The 24573-nt window shown below is 50.4% G+C and carries 18 protein-coding genes; 10 read left to right on the plus strand and 8 right to left on the minus strand.

The annotated features are described in order from the left end of the window. Positions 1-15: 15 nt before the first annotated feature. Entirely contained in the window at positions 16-3246 is a 3231-nt protein-coding gene (locus CLV60_RS04630; protein ID WP_106594218.1) for a SusC/RagA family TonB-linked outer membrane protein, read from the minus strand. Between the two features lie 700 nt (positions 3247-3946). Then, on the minus strand, positions 3947-5038 hold the full coding sequence (locus CLV60_RS04635; protein WP_106594219.1) for a Gfo/Idh/MocA family protein: 1092 nt from the start codon (positions 5036-5038) through the stop codon (positions 3947-3949). A gap of 215 nt (positions 5039-5253) precedes the next feature. Between CLV60_RS04635 and CLV60_RS04640 the strand changes: the two genes are divergently transcribed. The 7 genes from CLV60_RS04640 to CLV60_RS04670 all read left to right on the plus strand — a co-directional run bounded on the left by CLV60_RS04640 (position 5254) and on the right by CLV60_RS04670 (position 15875). Continuing rightward, complete coding sequence (locus tag CLV60_RS04640; RefSeq protein ID WP_146151520.1) at positions 5254-7293, plus strand: DUF3858 domain-containing protein; 2040 nt, start codon at positions 5254-5256, stop codon at positions 7291-7293. Positions 7294-7308: 15 nt separating this feature from the next. Next, positions 7309-9243 carry a DUF3857 domain-containing transglutaminase family protein gene (locus CLV60_RS04645; RefSeq protein WP_106594221.1) on the plus strand — a complete coding sequence of 645 codons (1935 nt, stop codon included), beginning with the start codon at positions 7309-7311 and terminating at the stop codon, positions 9241-9243. Between the two features lie 109 nt (positions 9244-9352). Beyond that, positions 9353-10285: a dihydrodipicolinate synthase family protein gene (locus CLV60_RS04650; protein ID WP_106594222.1), complete on the plus strand. Its 933-nt coding sequence runs from the start codon at positions 9353-9355 to the stop codon at positions 10283-10285. Positions 10286-10524: 239 nt separating this feature from the next. Then, positions 10525-11994 (plus strand): aldehyde dehydrogenase (NADP(+)), encoded by a 1470-nt coding sequence (locus tag CLV60_RS04655; RefSeq protein WP_106594223.1) that lies wholly within the window; start codon positions 10525-10527, stop codon positions 11992-11994. A gap of 19 nt (positions 11995-12013) precedes the next feature. Continuing rightward, complete coding sequence (locus CLV60_RS04660; RefSeq protein ID WP_106594224.1) at positions 12014-13015, plus strand: 4-hydroxyproline epimerase; 1002 nt, start codon at positions 12014-12016, stop codon at positions 13013-13015. 53 nt (positions 13016-13068) lie between these two features. Continuing rightward, positions 13069-14328: an NAD(P)/FAD-dependent oxidoreductase gene (locus CLV60_RS04665; RefSeq protein ID WP_106594225.1), complete on the plus strand. Its 1260-nt coding sequence runs from the start codon at positions 13069-13071 to the stop codon at positions 14326-14328. A gap of 122 nt (positions 14329-14450) precedes the next feature. Further along, positions 14451-15875 carry an APC family permease gene (locus CLV60_RS04670; protein WP_106594226.1) on the plus strand — a complete coding sequence of 475 codons (1425 nt, stop codon included), beginning with the start codon at positions 14451-14453 and terminating at the stop codon, positions 15873-15875. A 79-nt stretch (positions 15876-15954) separates the two neighbouring features. On the opposite strand, the gene CLV60_RS04675 is transcribed toward CLV60_RS04670, so the two are convergent. Beyond that, positions 15955-16449, minus strand: coding sequence for an SRPBCC family protein (locus CLV60_RS04675; protein WP_106594227.1), 495 nt, complete (start codon positions 16447-16449; stop codon positions 15955-15957). Beyond that, positions 16439-16765, minus strand: a complete 327-nt coding sequence (locus tag CLV60_RS04680; protein WP_106594228.1) for an ArsR/SmtB family transcription factor — start codon at positions 16763-16765, stop codon at positions 16439-16441. The genes CLV60_RS04675 and CLV60_RS04680 overlap by 11 nt, the downstream gene beginning before the upstream one ends. Before the next feature lie 159 nt (positions 16766-16924). Between CLV60_RS04680 and CLV60_RS04685 the strand changes: the two genes are divergently transcribed. Together CLV60_RS04685 and CLV60_RS04690 are read left to right on the plus strand one after the other, a co-directional pair. Continuing rightward, a complete protein-coding gene (locus tag CLV60_RS04685; protein WP_146151521.1) occupies positions 16925-17950 on the plus strand; it encodes a hypothetical protein in 1026 nt (341 codons plus the stop codon). Between the two features lie 128 nt (positions 17951-18078). Continuing rightward, entirely contained in the window at positions 18079-19470 is a 1392-nt protein-coding gene (locus CLV60_RS04690; RefSeq protein WP_106594492.1) for a S8 family peptidase, read from the plus strand. 274 nt (positions 19471-19744) lie between these two features. Here CLV60_RS04690 and CLV60_RS04695 read toward each other — a convergent pair whose 3' ends face one another. Further along, the gene (locus tag CLV60_RS04695) at positions 19745-20188 is read right to left on the minus strand and encodes a DUF6934 family protein (protein ID WP_106594230.1); all 444 of its coding nucleotides are present in this window, start codon (positions 20186-20188) and stop codon (positions 19745-19747) included. Between the two features lie 417 nt (positions 20189-20605). Between CLV60_RS04695 and CLV60_RS04700 the strand changes: the two genes are divergently transcribed. Continuing rightward, entirely contained in the window at positions 20606-20857 is a 252-nt protein-coding gene (locus CLV60_RS04700; protein ID WP_106594231.1) for a hypothetical protein, read from the plus strand. Between the two features lie 8 nt (positions 20858-20865). Here CLV60_RS04700 and CLV60_RS04705 read toward each other — a convergent pair whose 3' ends face one another. From CLV60_RS04705 to CLV60_RS04715, 3 genes are all read right to left on the minus strand, one after another. Continuing rightward, positions 20866-21702 (minus strand): DUF4062 domain-containing protein, encoded by an 837-nt coding sequence (locus CLV60_RS04705; RefSeq protein WP_106594232.1) that lies wholly within the window; start codon positions 21700-21702, stop codon positions 20866-20868. 107 nt (positions 21703-21809) lie between these two features. Continuing rightward, on the minus strand, positions 21810-23390 hold the full coding sequence (locus tag CLV60_RS04710; RefSeq protein ID WP_106594233.1) for a glycoside hydrolase: 1581 nt from the start codon (positions 23388-23390) through the stop codon (positions 21810-21812). 7 nt (positions 23391-23397) lie between these two features. Continuing rightward, positions 23398-24555 carry an NRAMP family divalent metal transporter gene (locus tag CLV60_RS04715; protein ID WP_106594234.1) on the minus strand — a complete coding sequence of 386 codons (1158 nt, stop codon included), beginning with the start codon at positions 24553-24555 and terminating at the stop codon, positions 23398-23400. Between the last annotated feature and the right edge of the window lie 18 nt (positions 24556-24573).

The following is a 24573-nucleotide window of genomic DNA, read 5'->3' on the forward strand; positions in this document are numbered from 1 at the left end:
CAACGGTCCCGTCGATTAGAATGCAACCTGAATACCTCCCAGGAATGTGGTTGGCTTAGGATAGCTGTGCCAGATCATACCTTGTGAGAATACGTTGTCGCCATCGCCACCACGGATAGGAGTTTGCTCTGGATCGCCAAACGGATATTTGCTGATGATGAAGAAGTTCTGAGCAGAAACATACAATCTCAGTTTGCTCATTTTCAACTTACTAGCAATTTCCGATGGGAAGTTGTAACCCAGCAACAGGTTGCGGCCACGAATGAAAGAACCGTCGAAGATCCAGCGGGTGTCTACGTTGGTCACGTAACCAGCCTTGGTATCGCGAATTTGTGCGATTGGCGTGTTCTGGTTTTGAGGAGTCCATGCATCAAGAACGGTAGCGTAGCTGTTGGCCAATGCCTGGCGGTCTTCGCTGGCGTGGAGGTTCATGTCCATCAGGTCGTTTCCGTACGAGAATTGCAGGTCGAGGGTCAGGTCGAAGCCGTGGAAACGTACGCTGTTTGAAAGTGATCCCCATCCTTTTGGAGAACCGTTACCAATAATGCCACGGTCAGCGTCGGTGATCGCATTGTCGCCGTTCACGTCTTTGTACTTGATATCGCCTGGCAACATTTTCAGGCTGGCACGGTAACTGGTGAATTTGGCAGCCTGGTCGGCCTCAGCTTCGCTCCAGGTTCCCAGACGGGTCAATCCCCAGAATGCACCCACAGGTTCGCCGACACGGATTACGCTCGTTTGGTTAGTGATGGAAGGACCGCCCACTCCGAAGATGTCAGCAGGGGTTGCCAGCGACAATACTTTGTTTCTGTTGAACGAGATGTTGAAGCTGGTATTCCATGAGAAGTTTTGCTTTTCGATGTTCACCGTATTCAAACCAAATTCGAAACCTTTGTTCTCCATAGAACCGACGTTGCGACGGATGGTCGCGTAGCCGCTTGTACGTGGTACCGGCGCATCGAGGAGCATATCGGTCGTTTTGCGGTAGTAGTAATCCGCTTCGAGAGAGATTCTTCCTTTGAGGAAGCTGATTTCAAGACCTCCGTCGGTTTGAGCGGTTTTTTCCCAGCGCAAATCGTTGTTGGGGAGCCTGTTGATACCGGTTCCGCCGAAACGGGTATCGTTGTAAATCGCAGCGTAGTTAGATCTCAGCAAGCCCAGTGACGAGTAGGGAGGAATCTCCGAGTTACCGGTCAAACCGTAGCTGGTGCGAAGTTTCAAGCTAGAAATAATAGGGTTGCCTTTCAGGAACTCTTCGTCAGACACCTTCCACGCAAGGGCCGCCGACGGGAAGAATGCGAACTTGTGGTCCTTACCGAATTTTGAAGAACCATCCGCACGACCAGTCACTGTCAACAGGTATTTGTCGAGCAAGGTATAGTTCAAACGACCGAAGTATGAGTTAAAAGCAAAACGTGACGCACCTGATACGTAAGGGCTAGAAGAAGGCGCTACCGACCCTGCCGCTAGGTTGTCGAAAGTATAATAGTCAGTCGCGAAGTTCTGAGCACCGACACCGGTTGTGGCAACATTGGTTTCCTGCCATGAAATACCCGCAAGAGCATTGATCGAGTGGATACCGAATGTTTTGTTATAGGTCAGCAAGTTCTCCCATGACCAGAAAGTCTCTTTTCTGGTTTCTTTTCTGGCAGTACCCAGTTCGTTAGGCGTAAGCGTACGCGTTTGCGACTGGTTCACTTCCTGGCTGATCACGTTCACACCCAATACCGAACGGAACTCGAGCCCTTTTGCAAGGGTAATGTTTCCGTAAAGGCTACCGAGCGTAGTTTGAGTATTCAGGTTGTATTTACGACCCATCAAACGGTGTACGGAGCTGAATGAGCCCTCTGCACCCGGATAATCACGGTTGTTGGCATAGGATCCATCCGGCCATTTTACCGGAAGGAAAGGGAAGTCTTCCACCATCTGACGAGGTACGGCATCGCTGATGTCGACCAGGTTCTCAGCCTGGTTGTTGTAGCTCAAAGTACCACCGAGGCGCAACCATTTCTTCACCTGATCGTCGATGCTGAAACGGGTTGAATAGCGTTTCAGGTAGGACGTTTTGATCAAACCCTGGTCGTCGCGGTAGTTAAGTGACAGCGAGTAGGTTGTTCTCTCATTACCGCCGCTGAAGCCCAGCTGGTGGTTTTGAGATACGCGGTGCTGGGTCGATTCTTTGAACCAGTCGGTGTCGTAGTTGGGGGCAAAAGTACCGTCAGGACGTACAGTGAATACGTCAGGGTGGGCAGCTGCCAGCTGTGCACGACGTACCTGCGGATCGTGAGATACATATTTCTTAGCATCCCAGCCCGCCTTGTCGAACTTCTCCATGTTCTTGTAAGCGAGGTCTTCGACGTCCATATATTGCTGGGCGTTCAATACTTTCGCTCTTTTCGGACCGGCTGTCGGCACGCTAAGGTCGAGACCGTAAGTGATCGTGCTTTCACCTGATTTACCTCTTTTGGTGGTAATCATGATTACCCCGTTGGCACCACGCGCACCATAGATGGCCGTCGACGAAGCATCTTTCAATACTTCCACCGACACGATGTCGTTCGGGTTAATGAAGTCGATCGCCTGGCTTTGCTGGTTCTGGTTACCCTGTGGAAGCATTACACCATCCACCACGTATAACGGGTTGTTGGAGGAGTTGATGGAGCTGAAACCACGGATACGCACGTTCGCGCGACCACCCGGGCGACCCGAGTTCACGTTCACCTGCACACCCGAGATTTTACCTTGCAATGCCTGGTTCAATGAAGGAGCAGGGCGCTCTCTCAGTTGTTCTTCTTTCACGGAACCTACCGATCCCGTAAGGTCGGATTTCTTGGCGGTACCGTACCCGATCACGACTACTTCACTAAGCGCCTTGGAATCAGGAGCCAATGAAATGTCGAGAGAAGTGCGGTTGCCAACGGCTACTTCCTGGCTGATGTAGCCCACGAAGCTGAAAACCAGCGTAGCATTGTCAGGTACAGAAAGCGTATAGTTACCTTCTCCGTCGGTGGTAGTACCGCTGCTGGTACCTTTTACAACCACGTTTACACCCGGAAGGCCGTCGCCGGTTTCTTTATCGGTGATTTTTCCTTTGAGTGTTTTATCAGCGCGGATCGTGGTGGTGATACCGGAGTTGGCGAGGGCTGCGTTCACCAGCAATGGGCTTGCGAGCGCGGGCAGAAGCAATAAAGAATTACGGATGCTCCGCATCTGGAGCAACCATGGATTAGTATCGGTAATTTTCATGTAGTAAGGCTTGTTAAACGTTTTTCATGCAGTCTTGGAAAACACGTAGAATTTTAGTCTCAGATCTCTGTTCGTTAGGCTTTTGCGTTTTTTGTTTAATCATAGTTTGCGGTTTACAGTTAAAATGTTTCGGTGAGTAGTTAAATAGTTATAGTTGGTATTCGATAAATCACATTCCTCTTCGGGCGTAACTATCCTTGCCAAGGTTTTTGAATCAAATCATGATCACGAGTCCTGACAGCACTATGTCAAAAGGGGCAAAAAGATAACGTTACGCTTTCTCTGACGGAGGATGGAATGGACGGCGGATGTTCGGGACTGCAACCGGTCACCTGCCTGGTAAATGCTTCAAAAAGTCGGGTGGCGTCAGTTTGGTATTACTAAAAGTCTTTAAGAAAACGCGTTGCAATATTATAATATTTAACAATAGATTTCGAATAAAGCGGAAGGAAAAATGCAGAATTATTTATGCAAACGTTTGCATTGAGATTATAGGAAATTACCCTTTTCTTACGAAAAATCAACCAGTTAGAGGTTAATTTTGGATAAAAACAATGTTAATTTTCACTTCCGGTTGAGGTTGAAATTTTTGCCAAAATCCTATAATAATGAAGTGTAACCGAAGGGTTTTTAGCTAAAATACTATAAAAAAGCCCTGCTCCGACGACTCGAAGCAGGGCTTTGAAAATGAATATGGGGATCAGGCCAGATCTACGGTGCGGCCGGTCTTCACCGACTCGTCGCACGCGAAGGCAATTTGCAAGCTGGTTACAGCATCCTGCAAATGGTCGGTCAGGTCGAGGTCTTCGTTGATCGCCCGCAGGAAATAGCGCTGCTCGCGGTTACAAAGTTCCTGGTGATCCGGCTCGTCTTCGAGGTTAATCCAGGTGTCTTCCTTGGCGAACTCATCAGAGCCGTTCAGGTCGGCATGGTGTACACGTATCGATTCAGTCTTCGTATGTGCTTCTACGGAAGATGATTTTCCAGTACCGCCCGCATCTTTGGCCACGATTGAAGCCGAACCTTTCGGTCCGATTACGTCCTTCACAAAGAAGGCGGTTTCGCTGATCATCGGGCCCCAGCCGGCTTCGTACCAGCCTACGGAACCATCTTCAAACCAGATTTGGAGCTGGCCATAGTTGTAGTTTCCTGCCGGAATGTCTTCAGTAAGGCGGGCTCCGATTGCATTGACGCGGAGCGGCTTCGAGCGGGTCATCTGGCACATCACGTCAATGTAATGCACGCCGCAGTCCACGATCGGGCTAAGGCTCTTCATGAGGTTGCGGTGAACGCCCCACATGTAGCCGTGGCTTTGCTGGTTGAGGTTCATACGCATCACCAGCGGTTTGCCGAGGCCTTGTGCTTCGGTCACGAAACGTTCCCACGATGGGTGCACGCGGAGGATATAACCTACCACTACTTTCTTGTTCGCTTTTTTAGCAGCTTCTACCACCCGCTTAGCACCTTCAACGGTATCAGCAAGCGGTTTTTCGATGAATACGTGGGCGCCGGCTTCGAGTGCTTTGACCGCGAAATTCTCGTGGGTATCAGGGTAAGTAGAGATACAAACAGCATCGGGCTTCGTCTCTTTCAATGCTGTTTCGTAGTCATTGAAAAGGGCATAGCCGCCGCCTAATTTTTCATTGAGAACTTCCTTGCTTTTTCCGGTCGAAACGATCCCGCAGATCTCGAAACCATCCAGAAGCTGGTACGCAAAGGCATGGGAAGCACCCATGTTACCGCAACCGACTACCAGTACGCGGATGGGGCTTTCGTTTTGAAAAGATGACATAGATTAAAGATAAATGTTAAGATTATGGGTTAGCAGGAACAAGAGCATGCAACATTGCAGCCTGGTTTGGGTGTCAAAATTAGGCATTAAAATCCGTATTCGGCCAGTTTCGTTCCAAGTGAAAAAAAATCCCGTTTCGGTGATAAAATTCTCTTTGAAAATCGAAATAAGAGTACGATAATGCATGAATTTTGTTACTCCTCATCTACTTGTTCATGACCAACTTTTTACTTCCTATCAGGCTGTCCGGTCTGTGCCGCAGGAACGTTTTATCCATCCCATTCCTGTTGTTTTGCTTCACTTTTCAGGCTTTCGCGCAAGATGATTTCAAACCCAAACTGGGCCTGATCGATCGTGCCTCGCTCGAAATGACGGCCTACCCCGGCGACAGTACAGCCGATGCCGTTTTCCTTTACGATTACGGCAAGGTCACTTTCCATTACGACAATCTCAAAGGCCTGATGATGACCACCAATATCTGGGTTCGTATCAAGATCCTGAAAGAATCGGCGCTCGACAGGGCCTCGGTGGCCATTCCGCATTACATGGGTTCCAGCTACAAGGAACAGGAATGGATTGATGATCTCCGAGGCTACACATATAACCTCGATAACAACCAGATCGTCCGCACCGAGCTGGAAAAGAAGGCCATCCGTCGCGAGAAAACGTCCGACACCCGGACTACTGTTAAGTTTAACCTTCCCAATGCCAAAAAAGGTTCGATCATCGAATACTCGTACTCGCTCGTTTCGCCGATGAGCGTCAGACATGAGCCGGATATGTGGGCTTTCCAGGGATCGATACCGCGTAAATGGAGCGAATACAATATTACGATTCCGGGTTTCCTGGATTATAAAATGACGATGGGCGGCTATCTCACGCTGGATATTCACAAGCAGGAGCCTGAAAACGTGTCCGTCGGGCATTCCACCTATGACGGACCCGGAATAGCCTACCGGTTTGTCATCAAAGACGTCCCTGCGTTTGTGAATGAGCCTTATATCACTACGGAATCGGACTACATATCCAAAATCAACTTCGAGTTGGCGAGTATCACCATACCGGGCGAGATGAAAAAGAACTTTTCGCAAACCTGGGACAATGTGGAGCGGACCCTCGACGAAGCCACCTGGTTTGGAGGAGAGTTGCGGAAAAGTAGTTTTCTGAAACAAATCCGCGATGAAATTGCCGCGAAAACGACCGATCCGACCGAACGTATGAGTCTGGCTTATAGGCATATACAGGACCATATGAAATGGGATGGTTACTCGGGCCTGTTTTCCGACACCGGTATTAAAAAGGCCTACGACAACCGGAAAGGCAATGCGTGTGATATTAACCTGATGCTCACCGTGCTGCTCCGGGAGCTTGATCTGGAATGCAATCCTTTCCTGCTGAGCACCCGCTCACATGGTTACCTGCACCAGGAGATTCCGATGATCGAGAGCTTCAATTATGTCGTAGCACATGTCAAAGTCGGGGAAAAAGCCTATTTCCTGGATGCGTCAGAGGCCTATGCCAAGCCGGGTATGCTGCCGGAGCGGGCCCTGAATGGCTATGGAAGGCTGATCCCGAAAAAGGGAGCGGGCAAGTTTTTGGAAATCGTTCCGGCCGACTCGCAAAGTAAACTGGAAATGATCACGGCTACCGTCTCGCCCGAGGATGGCATCATGAAAGGTACTTACAGCATTTCGTACGGTGGTTACGAGGCGCTCGACTGGCGGTCAGAATATGCGGCCGGAGCCGACAATGCGTTCCAGGACGCGTTGAAAAAGGAGGTGCCGGAATGGAAGATCCAGCAGGTTAGTGTTAAAAACAAAACGGAAGATCTCAAAGGTACCGTGAACGTCAGCTGCGATTTTGAGGCTGAGGATGAAAACGCATCACCCGGCGTGTTGTACTTCAATCCCATTATGGCGGGCCGCTGGACGAAGAACCCGTTTAAGTCCAAAGAACGCATTTACCCGATCGATCTCGGGACGGGTATCTCAGCGTCATTTATAGGGAACTTCACACTTCCCGAAGGTTATGCCCTGGAAGAAATGCCCAAGGCGGAGATCGTGGTGCTGCCGGATAAGGGAGGAAAATTCTCTTATCAGGTACGGCAGGTAGGCAATGTCATCCAGGTAAACACCATGATTCAGGTCAGCCGAACCCGTTTCATGCCCGAAGAATATCCGGACCTGAAAGAGTTTTTCGAGCGCATTGTGCAGAAGCACGCGCAGCAATTGGTGATCAAGAAAAAGAACATATAATATCCTCCTGTTTTCATGCAAAAATTAAAATTGTCGCTAGGGTACGTGATCACCATGTGCCTGCTGTTTCCGCTGGGTGTTTCGGGACAGTCGGATTTCAGTGTGGATAAAATCAATCCTGCATTGATAAAGGATGCAAATGCTGTGGTGCGGGTGGATGAACTGGTTTGGGAAATCAAGTCCCAGGGGGAGGCCACTCAGAAGATCAGGACGGTGGTCACCGTTTTGAACGAAAGCGGGGAGGAGAAGCACGGGGCACTGTTTGTACGGTACGACAAGTTTACGAAGATCTCCGATATCAGTGGAACCTTGTACGATGCGGGCGGCAAGCAAGTCAGGAAGCTGCGCAACTCCGACATCGAGGACTACGGCTACGGCTCGGGTGGCGACGACATCAGTGACGCCCGTGTGAAGCTCGCAAACTTTGGAAAGAAGAGCTATGCCTATCCCTACACGATCGAGTACGTGTACGAGGTTCGCAAGCGGAACATGATGATGTATCCCTGGTGGACGCCCGTGTCGGACGAGAAATCGGCGGTGGAACTTTCTACTTATAAAATCAAAGCGCCCGCAGGGTTTAAATTCAGGTTTAAGGAATACAACGATGCTCCGGCAATGGTGAAATCGACGGACGCCGACGGCGGCGATCTGTACCAATGGACACTCAAAGACTATCCGGTTAAAAAATCGGATGACTTTTATCCGCTTCCGCAAGAGGATCGTGTGCCGCTCATGATTGTAGCACCTTCCGAATTTGAAGTGCAGGATTACAAAGGCAATTTCAACACCTGGGGAGATTTGGGGAAGTTCTATCATACGCTGAATGCGGGAAGGGATGTGCTGCCGGCCAGTACCCTCGCGGAGATCAGGAATGTGGTGAAGACAGCCAAATCGGACCGGGAGAAGGCGGAGTTGATATATAAATGGATGCAATCGCGCTCCCGGTATGTGAGCATTCAGCTGGGGATCGGCGGCTGGCAGACGATCGACGCTACCACCGTGGCCAATACCGGGTACGGGGATTGCAAAGCGCTGACGAATTTCACCCTTGCGGCATTACGGTCGGTCGGTATCCAGGGTTACACGGCTCTCATTGCAGCCGGAAAAGAGGAACAAATCAAGCCCGATTTTCCCAGCAACCAGTTCAATCACGCCATTGCCTGCGCGTTGGTGGATAAGGATACCTTGTGGCTCGAATGCACGAGCCAGACTACGAAGCCCGATTTCATGGGCTCCTTCACGGGCGGGCGCTATGCGCTGCTGGTGACACCCGATGGCGGCAAGCTCGTGCGGACGCACGACTATAAATCGGGCCAGAATGTACGGAACAGCCGCGCGATGGTGAAGCTCGGGGAGACCGGCGACGGCGTGGTGGACGTGCAGGTATTGTACACCGGGTTGCAGCATGAAAGCCGCGCGAGTGTGATCAACGGCGGGTCCAAGGAAGAGCAGAAAAAATGGCTTTTGAACCATATTAATCTGCCCAGCCTCGATTTGCAGCGCTTTGAGCTGACCCAGGGGCAAGATCCCTCCGTGACGGAAAAGCTGACCCTGAACGTACGCAACTGTGCTACTAAAACCGGCACGCGGCTATTCGTGAAGCCAAGCCTGCTGAGCCGGCCGCTCGAACTCCCTTCGGTAAGCGAGCGGTCGTCGGATTTCTACCTGCCTGTTTCAGATTACAACTTTACCGATCTTGATACAATATCATATGAAGTTCCGGCCAACTACAAATTAGAAACCACGTTGCCTGCATTCCAGATTGCTTCCGCATTCGGCAGTTATGAATTGAAAACTACCTACGAGAACAACAAGCTCATTTGCGCGAGGAAAGTGGTAATGAACGGCGGACGCTACGGATCGAAGGATTTTGCGGCCTGGGTCGATTTCCTGAAAAAGATCAGAAAGGCCGACAGGGCGCAGGTGGTGTTTGTTGAAAACAAGCTTTGATGCGATTTTTGGGACTATGTTAAAATATGTAAGGAATTGATTAAAACATGTGAATATCCGCATGGAAGCATGGATTAATTTTGGACTAAAATTTTAACATAAGCAGGATATGAACAAAGAAGCATGGTCTGGCATTTTCCCAGCGTTGGTGACGCCATTCAAATCAGATGATACGGTTGATTTTGAGCTGTTCGGCAAGAACCTCGAAGCGCAGGTTGAAGCGGGTATTACCGGGGTAATCGTAGGCGGTTCGCTCGGGGAAGCCAGTACGCTCACCCGCGCCGAGAAAATGGAACTGGTGAAATATGCTAAACAGGCACTTCCTGCCGGCCTCCCCGTAGTGCTGGGTATCGCCGAGCAATCTACTGCCGAAGCAATAAGCATTGCGAAAGAAGCCGAAAGCGTTGGCGCCGATGGTTTGATGATCCTGCCGCCGATGCGTTACAAGGCCGATGATGATGAAACTGTAACCTGGTTCAAGACCATCGCCGAAAGCGTTTCACTTTCGATCATGATCTATAACAATCCTTACGACTATAAAATCGAGGTAACGCTGTCGATGTTCGAAGAACTCGCCAAAGTGCCGAACATCCACGCGATCAAGGAATCGACCCGCGACGTGAGCAATGTAACGCGTCTGTTCAACAAATTCGGAGACCGTTTCCGCGTGTTCTGCGGTGTGGATACCCTGATTATGGAAGAAGTAATGCTCGGTGCCGATGGTGTGATCGGCGGCTTGGTGGATGCATTCCCGAAAGAGACCGTTGCGATCTTCAACCTCGTGAAGGCCGGTCAATATAAAGAGGCATTGGCGATCTACCGCTGGTACCTGCCGTTGCTGGAACTGGATATTCATCCCAAACTCGTTCAAAATATCAAACTGGCCGCTGCCAAAATGGGTATCGGTTCGGAATACGTTCGCGCGCCACGCCTGCCGCTTCACGGTGCAGAGCGTGAAAAAGTGCTCGCGATCATCGATCAGGCCATCGCTACGCAGCCTGAATTGCCGGATTATTTGAATCTGGCGGTTGACGTGGCATAATGCGGTAGCATCCTTTCTTCCGGCGCTCTACGCCTTGTGATACGCATAAGGCGCAGAGCGCCGCAATACTTGTAGATGTGGGGTCGGGAATTTTGGGGTGGTAAGGTGCAGCGCACCGTAAGAAAAATATCCCGGATGGTCTCAACCCCGCCAATAACCGTAATATTGACAAAAAATGCGCAGCCTGATCGTTAGATTCTCTGCGCAGGATTGTTCTGTTTTTGTCAAAACCATTCATTATGAAATTGTCCGATCTAGACCTTATTCTTGAAAAAGCCCAGGAAGCATTCGTAGCGATGAACGCCTATGCTTTGCGCCGCAGGGTTGCGTTGATGAACAACATTGCCGACGAGATCGAAGCGCTCGGTCCCGAGCTGGTCCAGACGGCCATGGCGGAGTCGAACCTACCCGAAGCACGCCTTAACGGCGAAAAAGCACGGACGGTATTCCAATGGAGAAGTTATGCCGATGCGGTCGAAAAAGGTTATTCGCTCGACGCGAGCATCGATACGGCGAACCCGCAGCGTGCAGTGCCGAAGCCCGATATCCGCAAAACGAATGTTGGATTAGGCCCGGTGGCCGTGTTCGGGGCTAGTAACTTCCCGTTTGCATTTTCGACGGCGGGCGGCGACACGGCCAGTGCTATTGCAGCAGGCTGTCCGGTAGTAGTGAAAGCGCATCCCGGCCATCCGAAAACTTCCCAGATCATGGCGGATGCCATCAGTCGCGGAGTAGCCAAAAGCGGTTTTCCGGAAGGTACTTTTGCCCATATTTTTACGGACACCATCGAAGAAGCACAGGCATTGGTTGCCCATCCGGTGATCAAGGCAGTCGGTTTCACGGGATCTAACCGTGGCGGGCTGGCATTGGTGGAAGTTGCCAACAAGCGTAAAGAGCCTATTCCGGTGTTTGCGGAAATGGGAAGCATTAACCCGGTATTCCTGCTGCCCGGCAAGCTGGGCACTGCGGGCGCCGAGCTGGCAAAGCAATACGCAGGTTCGCTGACGTTGGGTGTAGGGCAGTTCTGTACCAATCCCGGCCTGCTGATCACCGAAGATAGCGCTGCTGCGGACGGCTTCATCGAAGCATTGAACCAGGAGATTGTGAATATCCTTCCTGCGCCGATGCTGAATGCCGGTATTGCCGTCGCTTACCGCGGAAACCGCGAGAAGGTGATCGGGCAGTCGGGAGTAGAGCTGGTAGCGGTAGCTGCTACGGAAGCTGCCGAAGGCCAGGGGGCTGCTACCGTGGCAACTGTTTCGGGCGTCGATTTTCTGATCAATGACGAACTGCAAACCGAAGTTTTCGGACCATTTGCATTGATCGTGAAATGCCGGAATGCAGATGAAATGCTGGCGGTAACCGAAAAATTGCACGGCCAGCTGACGGCCACCTTGCTCGCATCAAGCGAAGATCTTGCTTCTCACCGTGAGTTGGTAGCTGCGATTCAGAACAAATGCGGCCGCATTATCTTCAACAACTTCCCTACCGGTGTAGAAGTGTGCAAATCGATGCACCATGGAGGGCCATTCCCGTCGTCGAGCAACGCCCAGTTTACCTCGGTAGGCCCGGACGCGATCAAGCGGTTTACCCGCCCGTTGAGCTTCCAGAGCTGGCCCGACGAGTTTTTACCAGACGAATTAAAAAATGCCAACCCGCTCGGAATCTGGCGGACGGTGGATAACGAAATAACCAAAGCGGCGCTGTAACAGCAGCCCGGGAGCCTTTATGCGTAAAACTTTTTTCTGTATCGACGCCCACACCTGCGGCAACCCCGTACGCGTAGTCGCAGGTGGCGGGCCGCTCCTCGAGGGCAACAGCATGATGGAGCGCAGGCTCCATTTTTTGAAGGAATTCGACTGGATCCGCAAGGGCCTGATGTTCGAGCCCCGCGGGCATGACATGATGAGCGGCAGCATTCTCTATCCGCCCATTGATCCCGCCAACGACATTGGCGTACTCTACATCGAAACCAGCGGCTGCCTCCCGATGTGCGGCCACGGAACGATCGGTACCGTCACCATTGCCATTGAAGAAGGGCTGGTAACGCCCAAGGTGCCGGGCAAGTTGCGTCTCGAAACGCCCGCCGGCTTGGTGCTGGTGGAGTATGTGCAGGAAGGCCGGAAAGTGAAGTCGGTCAAACTGATTAATATCAAATCATTCCTGGCAGCCGAAAAGCTGACCGTTGAATGCCCTGATCTGGGCACATTGACTGTCGATGTTTCCTACGGAGGTAACTTCTACGCCATCGTCGACCCGCAGGAGAATTTCAAAGGTATTGAAAACTACACCGCCGATCAGCTCATTAGTTGGAGCCGCGTGTGCCGCCAGCGGATGAACGAACAGTACACATTCGTTCACCCCGAAAACGAGCATATCAAAGGGCTGAGCCACTTCCTATGGACCGGCGCGCCAATAGATCCTACTTCCACCGCGCGTAATGCCGTGTTTTATGGTGATAAGGCCATCGACCGCTCCCCGTGCGGCACGGGTACATCCGCACGTATGGCGCAGTGGCACGCGAAGGGCAAGCTCAAAAAAGGCGACCGTTTCATACACGAAAGCATTATCGGATCCAAATTCATCGGGACTGTGGAGGAAGAGACGACGATCGGCGATAAGCCGGCTATGATTCCGGGAATCGAAGGCTGGGCCGTGATTACCGGACATAATACGATCTTCATCGACGACGAGGAGGATCCTTACGCATTCGGTTTCCAGGTGATTTAAGAGTTTAAAGTTTATAGTTCAAAGTTTAAAGTGGCTGAAAACTCAGCGTTGGGATGACTACAAAAAAAGGCAGCGCCGTCATCATCGGTGGCGGAATTTCGGGTCTGGCTTCGGCCTATTATATGCTTAAAAGCGGATGGAAAGTGACGTTGCTCGACAAGGGCGACTTGTTCGATAACTGCTCCATCGGCAATGCGGGTATGATCGTGCCCAGCCATTTTATCCCGCTCGCTGCTCCGGGCATGGTTTCGAAGGGCATTAAATGGATGTTCAACAGCCGCAGCCCTTTTTATGTAAAACCATCCCTCGATTTTTCGCTGATTTCATGGGGTTTGAAATTCATGAAAGCGGCCACCGAAACCAATGTAGAACGAGCTGCCCCGCATTTACGGGACTATCATTTGTTGAGTAAAAAGCTTTACGAAGACCTCGTTCGCGACGAAAACCTGGATTTTGGACTCGAAGAAAAGGGCATATTGATGCTCTACAAATCCGACAAAACCGGTGAAGAGGAAATTCACGTCGGTAAGCAAGGCCAGCAGCTGGGCCTGGACATTGAGATGCTCAACCGGGAGCAAGTACAGGCATTGGAACCAGGCATTAAATTGGACGTAGCCGGCGCAGTGCATTACCGCTGCGACGCGCATTTGTACCCAACGGCATTGGTGAATGGCTTAATCAAAAGCATTACAACGCTGGGTGCCGAAATTGTCAAAAACACGGAAGTAACCGGTTTTGATATTCAAAGCGGAGAAATCAAAAGAGTTAAAACCGCGGGCAAAACCTACGAAGGGGATTTGGTAGTGATGACAGGCGGCTCGTGGCTGCCGCAATTGGCAAAGCAAGCGGGCCTTTCCATACCGGTAATGCCGGGCAAGGGCTATTCCTTTATGGAACCCAACGACAAGCATCCTATTGTGCACCCCGCATTGCTCCTCGAAGCCCGCGTGGCCGTAACGCCTATGAACGGGCAGGTGCGCTTTGGCGGGACCATGGAGCTCGCGCCGCTGAACAATCAGATCAATATTAACAGAGTGGAGGGGATCGTGAATTCCATTCCGCAATATTACCCTGAACTCGACGTGGCCGTCCCGCAAAAGGACCGTATCTGGTACGGTTTCCGGCCTTGCTCGCCCGACGGCTTGCCCTATTTGGGTTATTCCAAAAAGCTGAGCAACCTGATCGTCGCCGGAGGACACGGCATGATGGGCATTAGCCTCGGACCTGGTACCGGGAAAATCGTGGCCGAGCTGGCCGATCGCGTCAAGCCTTCCGTGGATGTTGCGCTTTACGATCCGGAACGGTACCACTAACATCGCAAGGCGGCATTTGGGGGCCATTTTAGCGAGTGGCGGGGTGGGGATATTGTGAGTCGTCCAAATACTTTGTAGTTTTCACAGATTAACACCTGACTTCATAAAACCTATTACCCTTTATGCCACAAGAAAACACCTCTTTCAAGCCCTCATTAGGTCTTGTTGACGCCACGATGCTCGTTGCCGGCAGTATGATCGGATCGGGCATTTTTATTGTAAGCGCCGACATCATGCGCAATACCGGCAGTGTGGGCTGGCTGATGTTCGTGTGGCTCATCACCGGTTTTATGACGCTCACGGCCGCATTGAGCTACGGCGAGCTCAGCGCGATGTTCCCCAAGGCGGGAGGCCAGTATATTTATCTCAAAGAAGCCTACAATCCCCTGATCGGCTTCCTGTACGGTTGGAGCTTTTTCACTGTCATTCAAACCGCCACTATCGCCGCCGTAGCGGTGGCATTTGCGAAATTCACGGCTTACCTGATCCCGCAATTCAGCGAGGATCTGGTCGCATTGGATCTCGGTTTCCTCAAAATAAGTCCCGCCCAGCTACTGTCCATTGTCGTGATTGTGGTACTGACGTTTACGAATACACGTGGCGTCAACAGCGGGAAAATCATTCAAACCACATTTACGTTAACCAAGCTCCTGAGCCTTCTCGGCCTCATCGTTTTCGGATTGATTTTCATGAAACCCGAAGTGTGGGCAGCCAACTGGGGTGAAGGCATGTGGGATTTGCACAAACTTGCACCGGACGGCAGCATTGAATCTTACACTACTATTGCCGCGTTCGGCGCCATTGCCGCATCCATGGTAGGCTCCATTTTCAGCAGTGATTCGTGGAATAACGTGACGTTCATCGCCGGTGAAATCAAGAATCCGCAGCGTAATATCGGTCTGAGCCTTGCATTGGGGACGATCATCGTAACAGTCATTTACGTACTTACCAACGTGATGTACACGGGCGTGCTCTCCCTGGAAGAAATTGCATCCTCGGATAAAGACCGTGTGGCAGTGACCGCCTCACACGTAATTTTCGGAAACTCCGGCACGATCGTGATCGCCGTGATGATCATGATTTCCACTTTTGGTTGTGACAATGGCCTTATCATGTCCGGTGCGCGCGTGTACTATTCAATGGCAAAAGACGGCCTGTTCTTTCAAAAAGTAGGTCAGCTGAACAAAAACGCAGTACCGGAAATCGGTCTTTGGCTGCAATGTGTGATCGCCTCTTTATGGGCGCTCAGCGGGAAGTATGGCAATTTGCTGGATATGATTTCTTTCGTGGTGGTCGTATTTTATATGCTTACGATCATCGGGATATTCATTCTCCGTAAAAAGCGTCCCGATGCGCCTCGGCCCTACAAAGCATTTGGTTACCCATTCCTGCCCATTATTTACATTATCATGGGTGTGGCATTCTGTGTGCTGCTGATCATCTACAAGCCTGAATACACCTGGCCGGGGCTCATCATTGTGCTATTGGGTATCCCCGTTTATTATATGGTTGCCAAAAAAGAAGTGGCTGCTGTGGAGCAAGATTAATATCAGTTGAAAGAAATAGTATGCCCCCTGACGGAACCGACCGTTCAGGGGGCATTTGTTTGTTGATGAAATGCAATGATTACTTTTCCAGCAACTCGTCCAGATTACCAAGCGCCATTGTGAAGCCCTCTTTGAAGCCCATCTGCATGATCTGCTCGATGTCCTCGTATTTATCATATTGAATTACCACGGAAACTGTCGTCGTGCCGTTGGCGTCGGTGAACGTATTCGTCCAGGTAGAGCGCGCGAAATCCGGGCTCAGATTTCCCTCGGCATCGCAGAATGCGTCGAGCGCCGAGAAGCTCTTTTTCGCATCGATTGTGAGGTAATCGGCCTTCGACCAATGTTCTTCTCCCTCGGGACCTACCATGGCGTAGAGCCAGGTGCCGCCTTCACGGAAATCCATCGATTTGGTGCGGGCTTTCCACGGGCGCGGCGCCCACCACTGGTCGAGCAGCTCTTGTTGCGTCCAGGCGGCCCAAACTTTCCCCACCGGGGCGGCAAATTCCCGTTCCACATTGACACGGTTATTCTCCTTGTCTACCGAAAAATTCATTACGAGGCTAGTTTTCATCTGAATTGGAATTTAGGTTGATTAAAAGTTGATCTAATTGATTGAAACGGTCTTCCCAGTGTTTTTTGAACTGTGTCAACCAGTGGTCGAGCTCTTTCATTTTGACCGGATTGAAGTAATAGTGGATCTCCCTCCCGACTTTGTTCTGCGTGAGCAGCTCGCAATCGGCGAGTACCTTGATATGCTTCGAAACCGCCTGCCTGGAAGTATCAAAATGTTCTGCCAGGGCATTGGGCGTCATGGACTGTGCCGCGATCAGCACGAGAATGGCCCTTCTCGTCGGATCCGCAATGGCTTGAAAAATATCTCCTTTCATACACGATCGAAATATGCAACTTGATGGTTGCAAATATATATGCAACTTTTGGGTTGCGCAAATTTTTTGTAAAAATTTTTGCCGACGACTCGCCGCGCACAAATAAGTGATATCTAAAGTGTAGCTTCGGTAACCGATTATTTATTTACTCACCTCCATATGAAACCTCTATCAAAAATCTTTCTTGCTATTGCCTTTTTGTGCTCAGTAAATATTGCTTTCGGGCAGGAAATCAGTGATGTGCGCTGGGTTTCCAGGGATACTACCGTCGGGACGGTTCAGGTAGTTGCTTATTGGAAAAAGGGTGAGAAGAAGAAGTATCGGGCCTATAAGCTCGATAAACAATATAAGGGTGATAGCCTCACTTCCGAGAAAAAGATCATGGACTGCATTGCCGAGTTTACCGTGACCGATTCGACCGCAGACTCCTACGATCTTACTTTCAAGATCGTGGAAAACAAGCTTGTAAGTACTGCTGCCGGCGATCTTAATATTGCACAGTTGAATATTCGTGACGAAGATTTGACCTTACATTATACCACCGATGCCAATGGCACATTTAAATCCTTTAAAAATCGGGCAGAAGTAGAGGGGAAGCTGGAAGCGCTGATGAATGTAATCAGACAGAAGCAAAAGGCGACTTTTAAAGCAAACAATGAGGCGGAACAAAAAGTATTTACAACAGTGCTGGATATGACTGCAAACGGGAAGATACTGTTTAGCCGCATGTACGAGACGTTCCTTGCCCAATTTCACGGCGTGCACGGGTATCGAACGGGAATTAACGATACGCTGAACTTTCAGGAAGCTATTCCTCACCCGCTTATGAAAAAGCCGATCCAGTTTGATTGTTACCTGTACGTTGCGGCACTCGATACAATGGGGATAGCGCAATTCGATGCAGAAAAATTCGGGAATATGGAGCAATTCGCCAAGGATTATACCGCTTTCCTTAAAAAGACGCGGGAGGATTCCGGATTGCAGGCCGACAAAAAGATGGAGGACCAAATGGCAAATCTCAACATGGAAATGGATACTTACTCCACCATCCTGATGGACCTCGACTCGGGATGGCCGACATATCTGAAACTAACGCGCTCCACCGTTGCTAAGGGGGCCAAAGAAGAAGAAACAATAACGAAGTACGAGATATGGGAGTTGGATAACGATTTGGAGGATCGGTAGGGTGCCTGGTGGTTACCTTATTTTTTGGTAATTTATTTTGAATTGTTTGTACAGGACTCTTTACCGGCAGCTAATTTTTGTGCACCTTGAATACCAATCGCACCTTAAAAATCTGACCTATGAAAAGTATGTACAATTTATTGACACACAGGGTCTTGTTCGCCTCTGCGGTCATGACCTTTGCCATCGCAGGCTGTCGGGAAACTTCCATTGAAAATCAATCGCCTGCACCTTCGGAAACCTCAGGAAGCACGTTGCGAACAAGCGGCGAAAGTGAGTTTGTAGAAGGTGAATTGCTCGTCCAGTTTAAAGAAGGCGCATCAGCTGCTGCCAAACAAAAGGCTTTCGACAAGGTAAAAGGACAGCCCGTAGAGAAAATCCTGACAAAGGCCATGGAACGGGCCGGTAAAAAAGAGGGACTCGCGCTGGTGAAGGTCAATAAAAACGTCCTGGAAGCCATTGCGGAACTCAATGGCGCCGAGGGAGTGGAATTTGCCGAGCCCAATTATGTGTATTACCATACTGCTGCTTCGACAGACACCTATTTCACAAATGGATCGCTTTGGGGCATGTACGGCCCGTCGACAAGCCCCGCCAGTACCTATGGCAGTAATGCGGCCGCAGCCTGGGCAGCGGGTAATACGGGCCTCGCTTCGGTGTACGTGGGCGTGATCGACGAAGGTATTCAACTCACGCACCCGGATCTGGCGGGCCAGGTTTGGGTTAATCCCGCCGACCCGACAGACGGCATCGATAACGACGGCAACGGGCTTGTGGACGATACCAACGGCTGGGATTTCGCCAATAAGGACGGTTCTATCTACGACGGAGGCACCAAAGGCATGCTCGACGACCATGGCACCCACGTATCGGGCACCATCGGAGGCAAGGCTAACGGTCAGGGAGTTGTAGGAGTAAACTGGAATATCAAACTCATTTCAGCGAAATTCCTTGGCCGCCGCGGTGGTACTACGGCCGATGCCGTGAAGGCTGTCGACTACCTCACCAGCTTGAAAAACCGGGGGATCAACATCGTGGCCAGCAACAATTCCTGGGGCGGCGGAGGCTATTCGCAAGCGCTGTATGACGCGATCGCCCGTGCCAACAATGCGGGGATTATGTTTATCGCAGCTGCCGGAAACGCCGGGACGAACAACGATGTCACTGCGAGCTATCCTTCGAACTACAATCTTCCGAATGTGATTGCAGTGGCAGCCATCGATAAAAACGGAGCGCTGGCAAGCTTTTCCCAATATGGCGCTACCACAGTTGATATCGGTGCGCCGGGCGTTGCCATCAACTCTACCACCGCCTATAATACCTATTCATCCTATAACGGCACCTCTATGGCGACCCCGCACGTGACCGGTGCGGTGGCCTTGTACGCATCCACACACCCGGGCGCGTCCGTCGCGCAGATACGTAACGCGATCCTGTCCAGTGCTGTGCCTACGGCTTCGCTGGCTGGCAAGACGGTTACCGGTGGAAGGTTGGATGTGAATGGGGCTTTGAGTAAGTAATTGAACTCACGAAGTTCAGAAGATGGATGCTGGCTTTTGACGAGCTAGAATAGCATTAACCGTAGCGGATATCGTTCCGCTGCGGTTTTTTGTTGGCGGTTTACCAATCTCTACCTATCCTCCGGGCAGCCGGCGATACGCAAAATTTCCCGAGCTTTCTCCATTTTTCTGAGCACAGCTGGGTCATTATGGTATTTCCCATTCAGTTCAGAATTGATTTTGAAGCCCTTGGGAAGCTTTCTGTTGTTCGTCATATTCTTCATAGTATTCAAATTTACAAATTTCTATGCACTAAAAAGGCATCGTATCGGACGTCTTTCTCGAAGGGAAGCCAGACATTCTCGTATAAGCCAAACACCGTAAAGTTTTCTTTGATTATCGACAAGTTGCTGGCAATGTTGATGTGATAAAGTCTGGTTCGAGATAAGGTACTGCCTGTGATGATCACTTTGGCATGCGGATACTGATCTGTAAATGTCAGCAATGTCGATGCGACCGTGGCTAAAATCTTGCCACTGTCACCATTATTAGTGACTATCAAATCGTCAAACTCGCCTGTATCGAGATTTTTGTCTCCAAAGCCGAGGTTGAAATAGTTTTTGAGTTCAAAAGGAGTGTAAAGTACAATCTTTCTCACTTTACCTTTTGGGCCAATGCTATCAAATTCGAAAGTTGTAAAGTCAGTCGAGGTTTCGATATCAGTGTATTTTTCAAGCATTGATAGTGTGTCAATGAATAGTGTGGTATCCCTGGGAGGGATGCCCCCTCGAGTGCGTAGTGACCTTCATGCACCGCAGGCATTTTCAGAGTATGGAATACAAAGTTAATCCTTCCGCGGGCGCCAAGTCAACTTGCTTGATAAGCGAAATCAGCCACTTATTCATTTCTCCTTCAATTGAACGGTTGCGACTTTGTAATTAACGGTAAGCGTTTTAAGTTTACCCCGTCCAATCCAAGAGTAGAGTTACTGCCGAACATTCCGTTAACAGCCATGAACTGGTTGTGAATGGTATTTCTATCAATGAACGGTGCCGTAACTACCGTAATGGACTACATTCCATTGCTCTACTCTTGAGTTGGACAACGGCAAGTGCGGCACCGTTTATTGCTGCATTCCATCATCAACCTCATAGCTATGCACACCGATTTTTATCAACAGCGCCGTGATCAAGCGGCATTCAAGTTGCTCAAAGATTTCCTGAATGACGATGTTGATCTTGTGGAATTAGAACACGTTCTCAACGATATGCTCCTTCACTATCTGCGGCCTGCACACGAATGGAACATCTCGCGAGAGCATGCGCTGTACGCGATTGATAATAGTGAGATTTTGATGCGGTTGTTGCGGAAAATGCGGGAGTTTGGGATGAAGGAGGAGTTGATTTAGCAATGCATTTAGATGTCTGAGTTGTTAATCTTGTCGGCCAAGTTGTAACCTTCGGCTGTTATACGAAATCCAGTCCCTTGGGTACCTATACTGTGGATTAAGCCTAGGCTTTGTAGCTCTTTAATTGCTGATTGGAAATTTGCCAAAGTTCTTGCTGAATTGTCTGTATTGATTTTCTTGTTGTTTGTTTGTAGTTCAAATCCTCCAATATAATTAACCATGTATATTTCACCGTCTTCGTCTAGCGCGCACTCTTTAAGTAACAATTTTGCCGAATCAGACATCAACGGAGTTGGATTAGGTATGGGAAGTTGAACATTAGTAACTATCTCTATGTACTCACTTTCATTTAGTTTCGTAGCTAGTTGCCTTTGGAGTTTGGATTTAAAATCGTCGAGTGAATTGAAAGATTCAGAGAGTCCTCTTGGCTGAAATTCTTGCTTTAAACTTTTAACTCCCGCATGTTGCTGGGCATCGATTGTATCGGGATTGACGGGCTTGTTGGAGAAATATAGAAGAGTGGGCCGATTGGAATTGATGTGATTCTCGATTTCTTCGACTGTGCCGCTAACGGCCTTGCCAGTGGATGTCCCGATTCGAGTCCAAAATATCCCAATCAGTATGTCGGCGTTGGTTAGCAATTGTTTGTTGATAATCTCTTGTGGTCTATCGCCCATCTCTGGTACAGCATTATACTCCCACCCAATGGGCATTAAAACGATTTTTCTACTCTGAGAGTGAACGTTATTCCATTCTAGAATCACTTCTCGTGCGACTTTTCGCTCTTCTGCTACATCGGATGGTGATGCAAGCATTACATTGAAAACTTGTGCAGTGTACGGCATAGTTGAGATCTGTTGTTATTTTGGAGAGGTTGGATTTCCGTATTGCAATTTAGCTAAATAGTAATTTAGCCACAGGTAATAAATTAAGCAATAAGTTATCGCTTCGACTAGTCTTCATTTTTGTAAAAAATCAACGTCGATAAGCTCCTGGGTGGAATTGAAAATAAGCCATTATTGATCCTTTTTACATTTCCCCGCCGCATATCAACCCCCTTCTCCCCGGTAGTCAAATAAACCTCTGCACCTTTCACCTTCAACCCGCCAATCTCCGGCTTTAACATCCGTTCCTCGTTCCCATAGTTAATAGCCACCAACACCACCTGTTTCTCATTGGCATAAGCCGAAACCATCAAATCCTGCGCAATTTGTTCCCTACTTAGCTTGTCGCCCCGATCGATGTTCAGCCGATGCATGCCCGGGCGGATGAAGCGGCTGTAATGCCCTAATGCCCATAAATTCTTGGTGGCCGTGATGGTACCATCCACGTACTCGCGCGAGGAAGGTGCGAGGGCGATGAGGTAATATCGCGTGTCGAAGTCGGGATTGCCGGGTTCCCAGCTGTTCCAGAGCTGCCAGGCGGCGGCGTTGCCGTAGACGAGGTCGTCGTGGATGACTTTGGAGAGGAACAGGGCACAGTCGATGGCCGGGATGCGGCCGGTTTTGCCCTCACGGTAGCCGTCGGCGAGCATGGAATATTCGGTTTGCCAGAAGGTGACGCCGTATTTGGCGGTGGTATCAGCTACGTGTCGGCGGATGGCGATGCGGGAGCTGTCGCCTTTGTCGGTGAAGTAGCTGTGGCCGCCGATGAGGCGCGGAAGGTTACGGAGGCCGGTTAATGCCAGCTTGCTTTTCGGGTTGAAAAAGGCTTGCGTTTGTTGGGTAGCGTTACCGGTTCTGGTGTAGAGAAAATCGAGTTGCGCGGCTTCGGTGATCAGAATTTGGGAGGTCGAACCGGTTGCGGTCAAAGCACTGTCCAGGGATTGGGCGACGTGGGCGATCTCGTCGTTGCGCCACGGGCTTCCTTCCTGCTTGGCCCCTTGCCCCGGAGCGTGGTACCAATCCCATTGCGGCTCGTTAACAGGACTGATGTAATTGAAATGCAAACCTTCGTCTTCGAAGTGCTTTAAAACCGTCGTGAGGAAGCGAGCATAGTCGTCGTAATGCTCCGGTTTGAGATTTGAAATGTAATCTTTATCGGTTTTATAGCCCCGGCCATTCTTCGTAAACTGTACCGGCGGCGTGTTAGAGAAGGCAATCAGGTTTTCGACGCCGTATGCTTTCGCTTTTTTGGTAAACCATATATAACCGGCTTGTTTCGACCAATCGTAGGTTCCATCGGGCCGTAGGAAGCATTCGACACGTTTGCGGAAATCGGTAATGCCGCTGCTGTCGCCCTGCTCGGCTGTACCGCCGCCAATGTTGAACCGCCAGGCCGAGAGGCCGATGCCTTTGGGGTTGCCATGGGCGTCGAATTCCTTGCTGAAAAGCCATTCGGCCATTTGCTCGCGGTTTTGGGTCGGCCAGTTTTTAGCAATGCCCTCGGTAAACCAGGCGCCGGCGGCACCAAAGTTGTCAATCTTTTGTACTTTGTTTTGGGTATTGATTTTGATGACCAGTTCTTTCGGCCGTTGGGCGTAGGAGAGAACGGAGCTAAGTACTGAAAGGGTAGTGATCAGAAGATTTTTCATAGTGCATTTAAAATACATTGAAACCCATTGCGAGCAGAATAAGCACAACGGCCCACCCGGCGGCTTGGAGCAGTACCGGATGTCGATAACTGCCCATTAACCGTTGTTTGCGGCTCGCGACGAGCAAAATGGCGAGGGCAATAGGCAATACAAATCCATTTAAAGTACCTACAAATACCAGCACTTTGACCGGCCGACCTACGACCAGGAAAATGACCGTCGAAATAAGGATAAAAACAATGGTAATGGAGGATTGATACTGCTCGATCAAAGGGTGAAATGACCTCAGAAACGAAATGGAAGTATAGGCCGCGCCGACCACCGACGTAATGGCCGCTGCCCAGATCATTAACCCGAAAAGCTGCTTACCAAAAGAGCCTGCTGCATTTTCGAATACGGAGGCCGATGGATTGTCGGGGTTAATGCTCGCACCGGCGAGGATAATGCCCAGCGTTGCCAGAAAGAGGAGATAGCGTATTAATGCCGTAATGAGTATGCCGGTGGATGCGCCGCGGTTGACTTCCTTCAATGCGGTTTCGCCGCGCATGCCCGAGTCGAGCAGGCGATGCGCCCCTGCGAAGGAGATATACCCGCCCACTGTTCCGCCGACGAGTGTCAGCGTAGCAATAGGGTCGAATTTTTCGGGGAAAAAGGTATGGTGTATGGCGCTGCCCAATGGCGGGTGCGAGGTGAATGCAACGTAGAGAATGAGGGCGATCATCACGAAGCCGAGTAGCTTGGCAAAACTGTCCATGGCCTTGCCTGCTTCTTTGAACAGAAAGATGCCGATCGCAATGGCGGCGCTGAGTATCGCACCGGTTTCCACGCTGACGCCCGTCATGGCCTCCATGCCGAGCCCTGCGCCGGCGACATTGCCGATGTTGAATGCCAATCCACCGGCTACGATCAGGAATGCGAGCAGGTAGCCGAGGCCGGGGAGGAGCTCATTGGCCAGGTCCTGGGCACGTTTGCCGGAGACGGTGATGATCTGCCAGATGTTGAACTGGACGGCGAGGTCGATCAGTATCGACAGCAGAATGACAAACCCGAAGCTGGTCGCCAGCTTTTCGGTGAAGACGGTTGTTTGGGTCAGGAAGCCGGGGCCTACCGCGGAGGTGGCCATCAGGAATGCCGCGCCTAGCAGCGCGTTTTTGTTTTTTGACATATTGTTTTGCCACAAAGG

Origin of the sequence: Dyadobacter jiangsuensis, assembly GCF_003014695.1 — a bacterium.
In the GTDB taxonomy this organism is placed as follows: Bacteria; Bacteroidota; Bacteroidia; order Cytophagales; family Spirosomataceae; genus Dyadobacter; species Dyadobacter jiangsuensis.

Bases quoted from the DNA above. Each gene is read 5' to 3' on its own strand.
- CLV60_RS04630 (WP_106594218.1), bottom strand. From the start codon at position 3,246: ATGAAAATTACCGATACTAATCCATGGTTGCTCCAGATGCGGAGCATC.
- CLV60_RS04635 (WP_106594219.1), bottom strand. From the start codon at position 5,038: ATGTCATCTTTTCAAAACGAAAGCCCCATCCGCGTACTGGTAGTCGGT.
- CLV60_RS04640 (WP_146151520.1), top strand. From the start codon at position 5,254: ATGACCAACTTTTTACTTCCTATCAGGCTGTCCGGTCTGTGCCGCAGG.
- CLV60_RS04645 (WP_106594221.1), top strand. From the start codon at position 7,309: ATGCAAAAATTAAAATTGTCGCTAGGGTACGTGATCACCATGTGCCTG.
- CLV60_RS04650 (WP_106594222.1), top strand. From the start codon at position 9,353: ATGAACAAAGAAGCATGGTCTGGCATTTTCCCAGCGTTGGTGACGCCA.
- CLV60_RS04655 (WP_106594223.1), top strand. From the start codon at position 10,525: ATGAAATTGTCCGATCTAGACCTTATTCTTGAAAAAGCCCAGGAAGCA.
- CLV60_RS04660 (WP_106594224.1), top strand. From the start codon at position 12,014: ATGCGTAAAACTTTTTTCTGTATCGACGCCCACACCTGCGGCAACCCC.
- CLV60_RS04665 (WP_106594225.1), top strand. From the start codon at position 13,069: ATGACTACAAAAAAAGGCAGCGCCGTCATCATCGGTGGCGGAATTTCG.
- CLV60_RS04670 (WP_106594226.1), top strand. From the start codon at position 14,451: ATGCCACAAGAAAACACCTCTTTCAAGCCCTCATTAGGTCTTGTTGAC.
- CLV60_RS04675 (WP_106594227.1), bottom strand. From the start codon at position 16,449: ATGAAAACTAGCCTCGTAATGAATTTTTCGGTAGACAAGGAGAATAAC.
- CLV60_RS04680 (WP_106594228.1), bottom strand. From the start codon at position 16,765: ATGAAAGGAGATATTTTTCAAGCCATTGCGGATCCGACGAGAAGGGCC.
- CLV60_RS04685 (WP_146151521.1), top strand. From the start codon at position 16,925: ATGAAACCTCTATCAAAAATCTTTCTTGCTATTGCCTTTTTGTGCTCA.
- CLV60_RS04690 (WP_106594492.1), top strand. From the start codon at position 18,079: ATGTACAATTTATTGACACACAGGGTCTTGTTCGCCTCTGCGGTCATG.
- CLV60_RS04695 (WP_106594230.1), bottom strand. From the start codon at position 20,188: ATGCTTGAAAAATACACTGATATCGAAACCTCGACTGACTTTACAACT.
- CLV60_RS04700 (WP_106594231.1), top strand. From the start codon at position 20,606: ATGCACACCGATTTTTATCAACAGCGCCGTGATCAAGCGGCATTCAAG.
- CLV60_RS04705 (WP_106594232.1), bottom strand. From the start codon at position 21,702: ATGCCGTACACTGCACAAGTTTTCAATGTAATGCTTGCATCACCATCC.
- CLV60_RS04710 (WP_106594233.1), bottom strand. From the start codon at position 23,390: ATGAAAAATCTTCTGATCACTACCCTTTCAGTACTTAGCTCCGTTCTC.
- CLV60_RS04715 (WP_106594234.1), bottom strand. From the start codon at position 24,555: ATGTCAAAAAACAAAAACGCGCTGCTAGGCGCGGCATTCCTGATGGCC.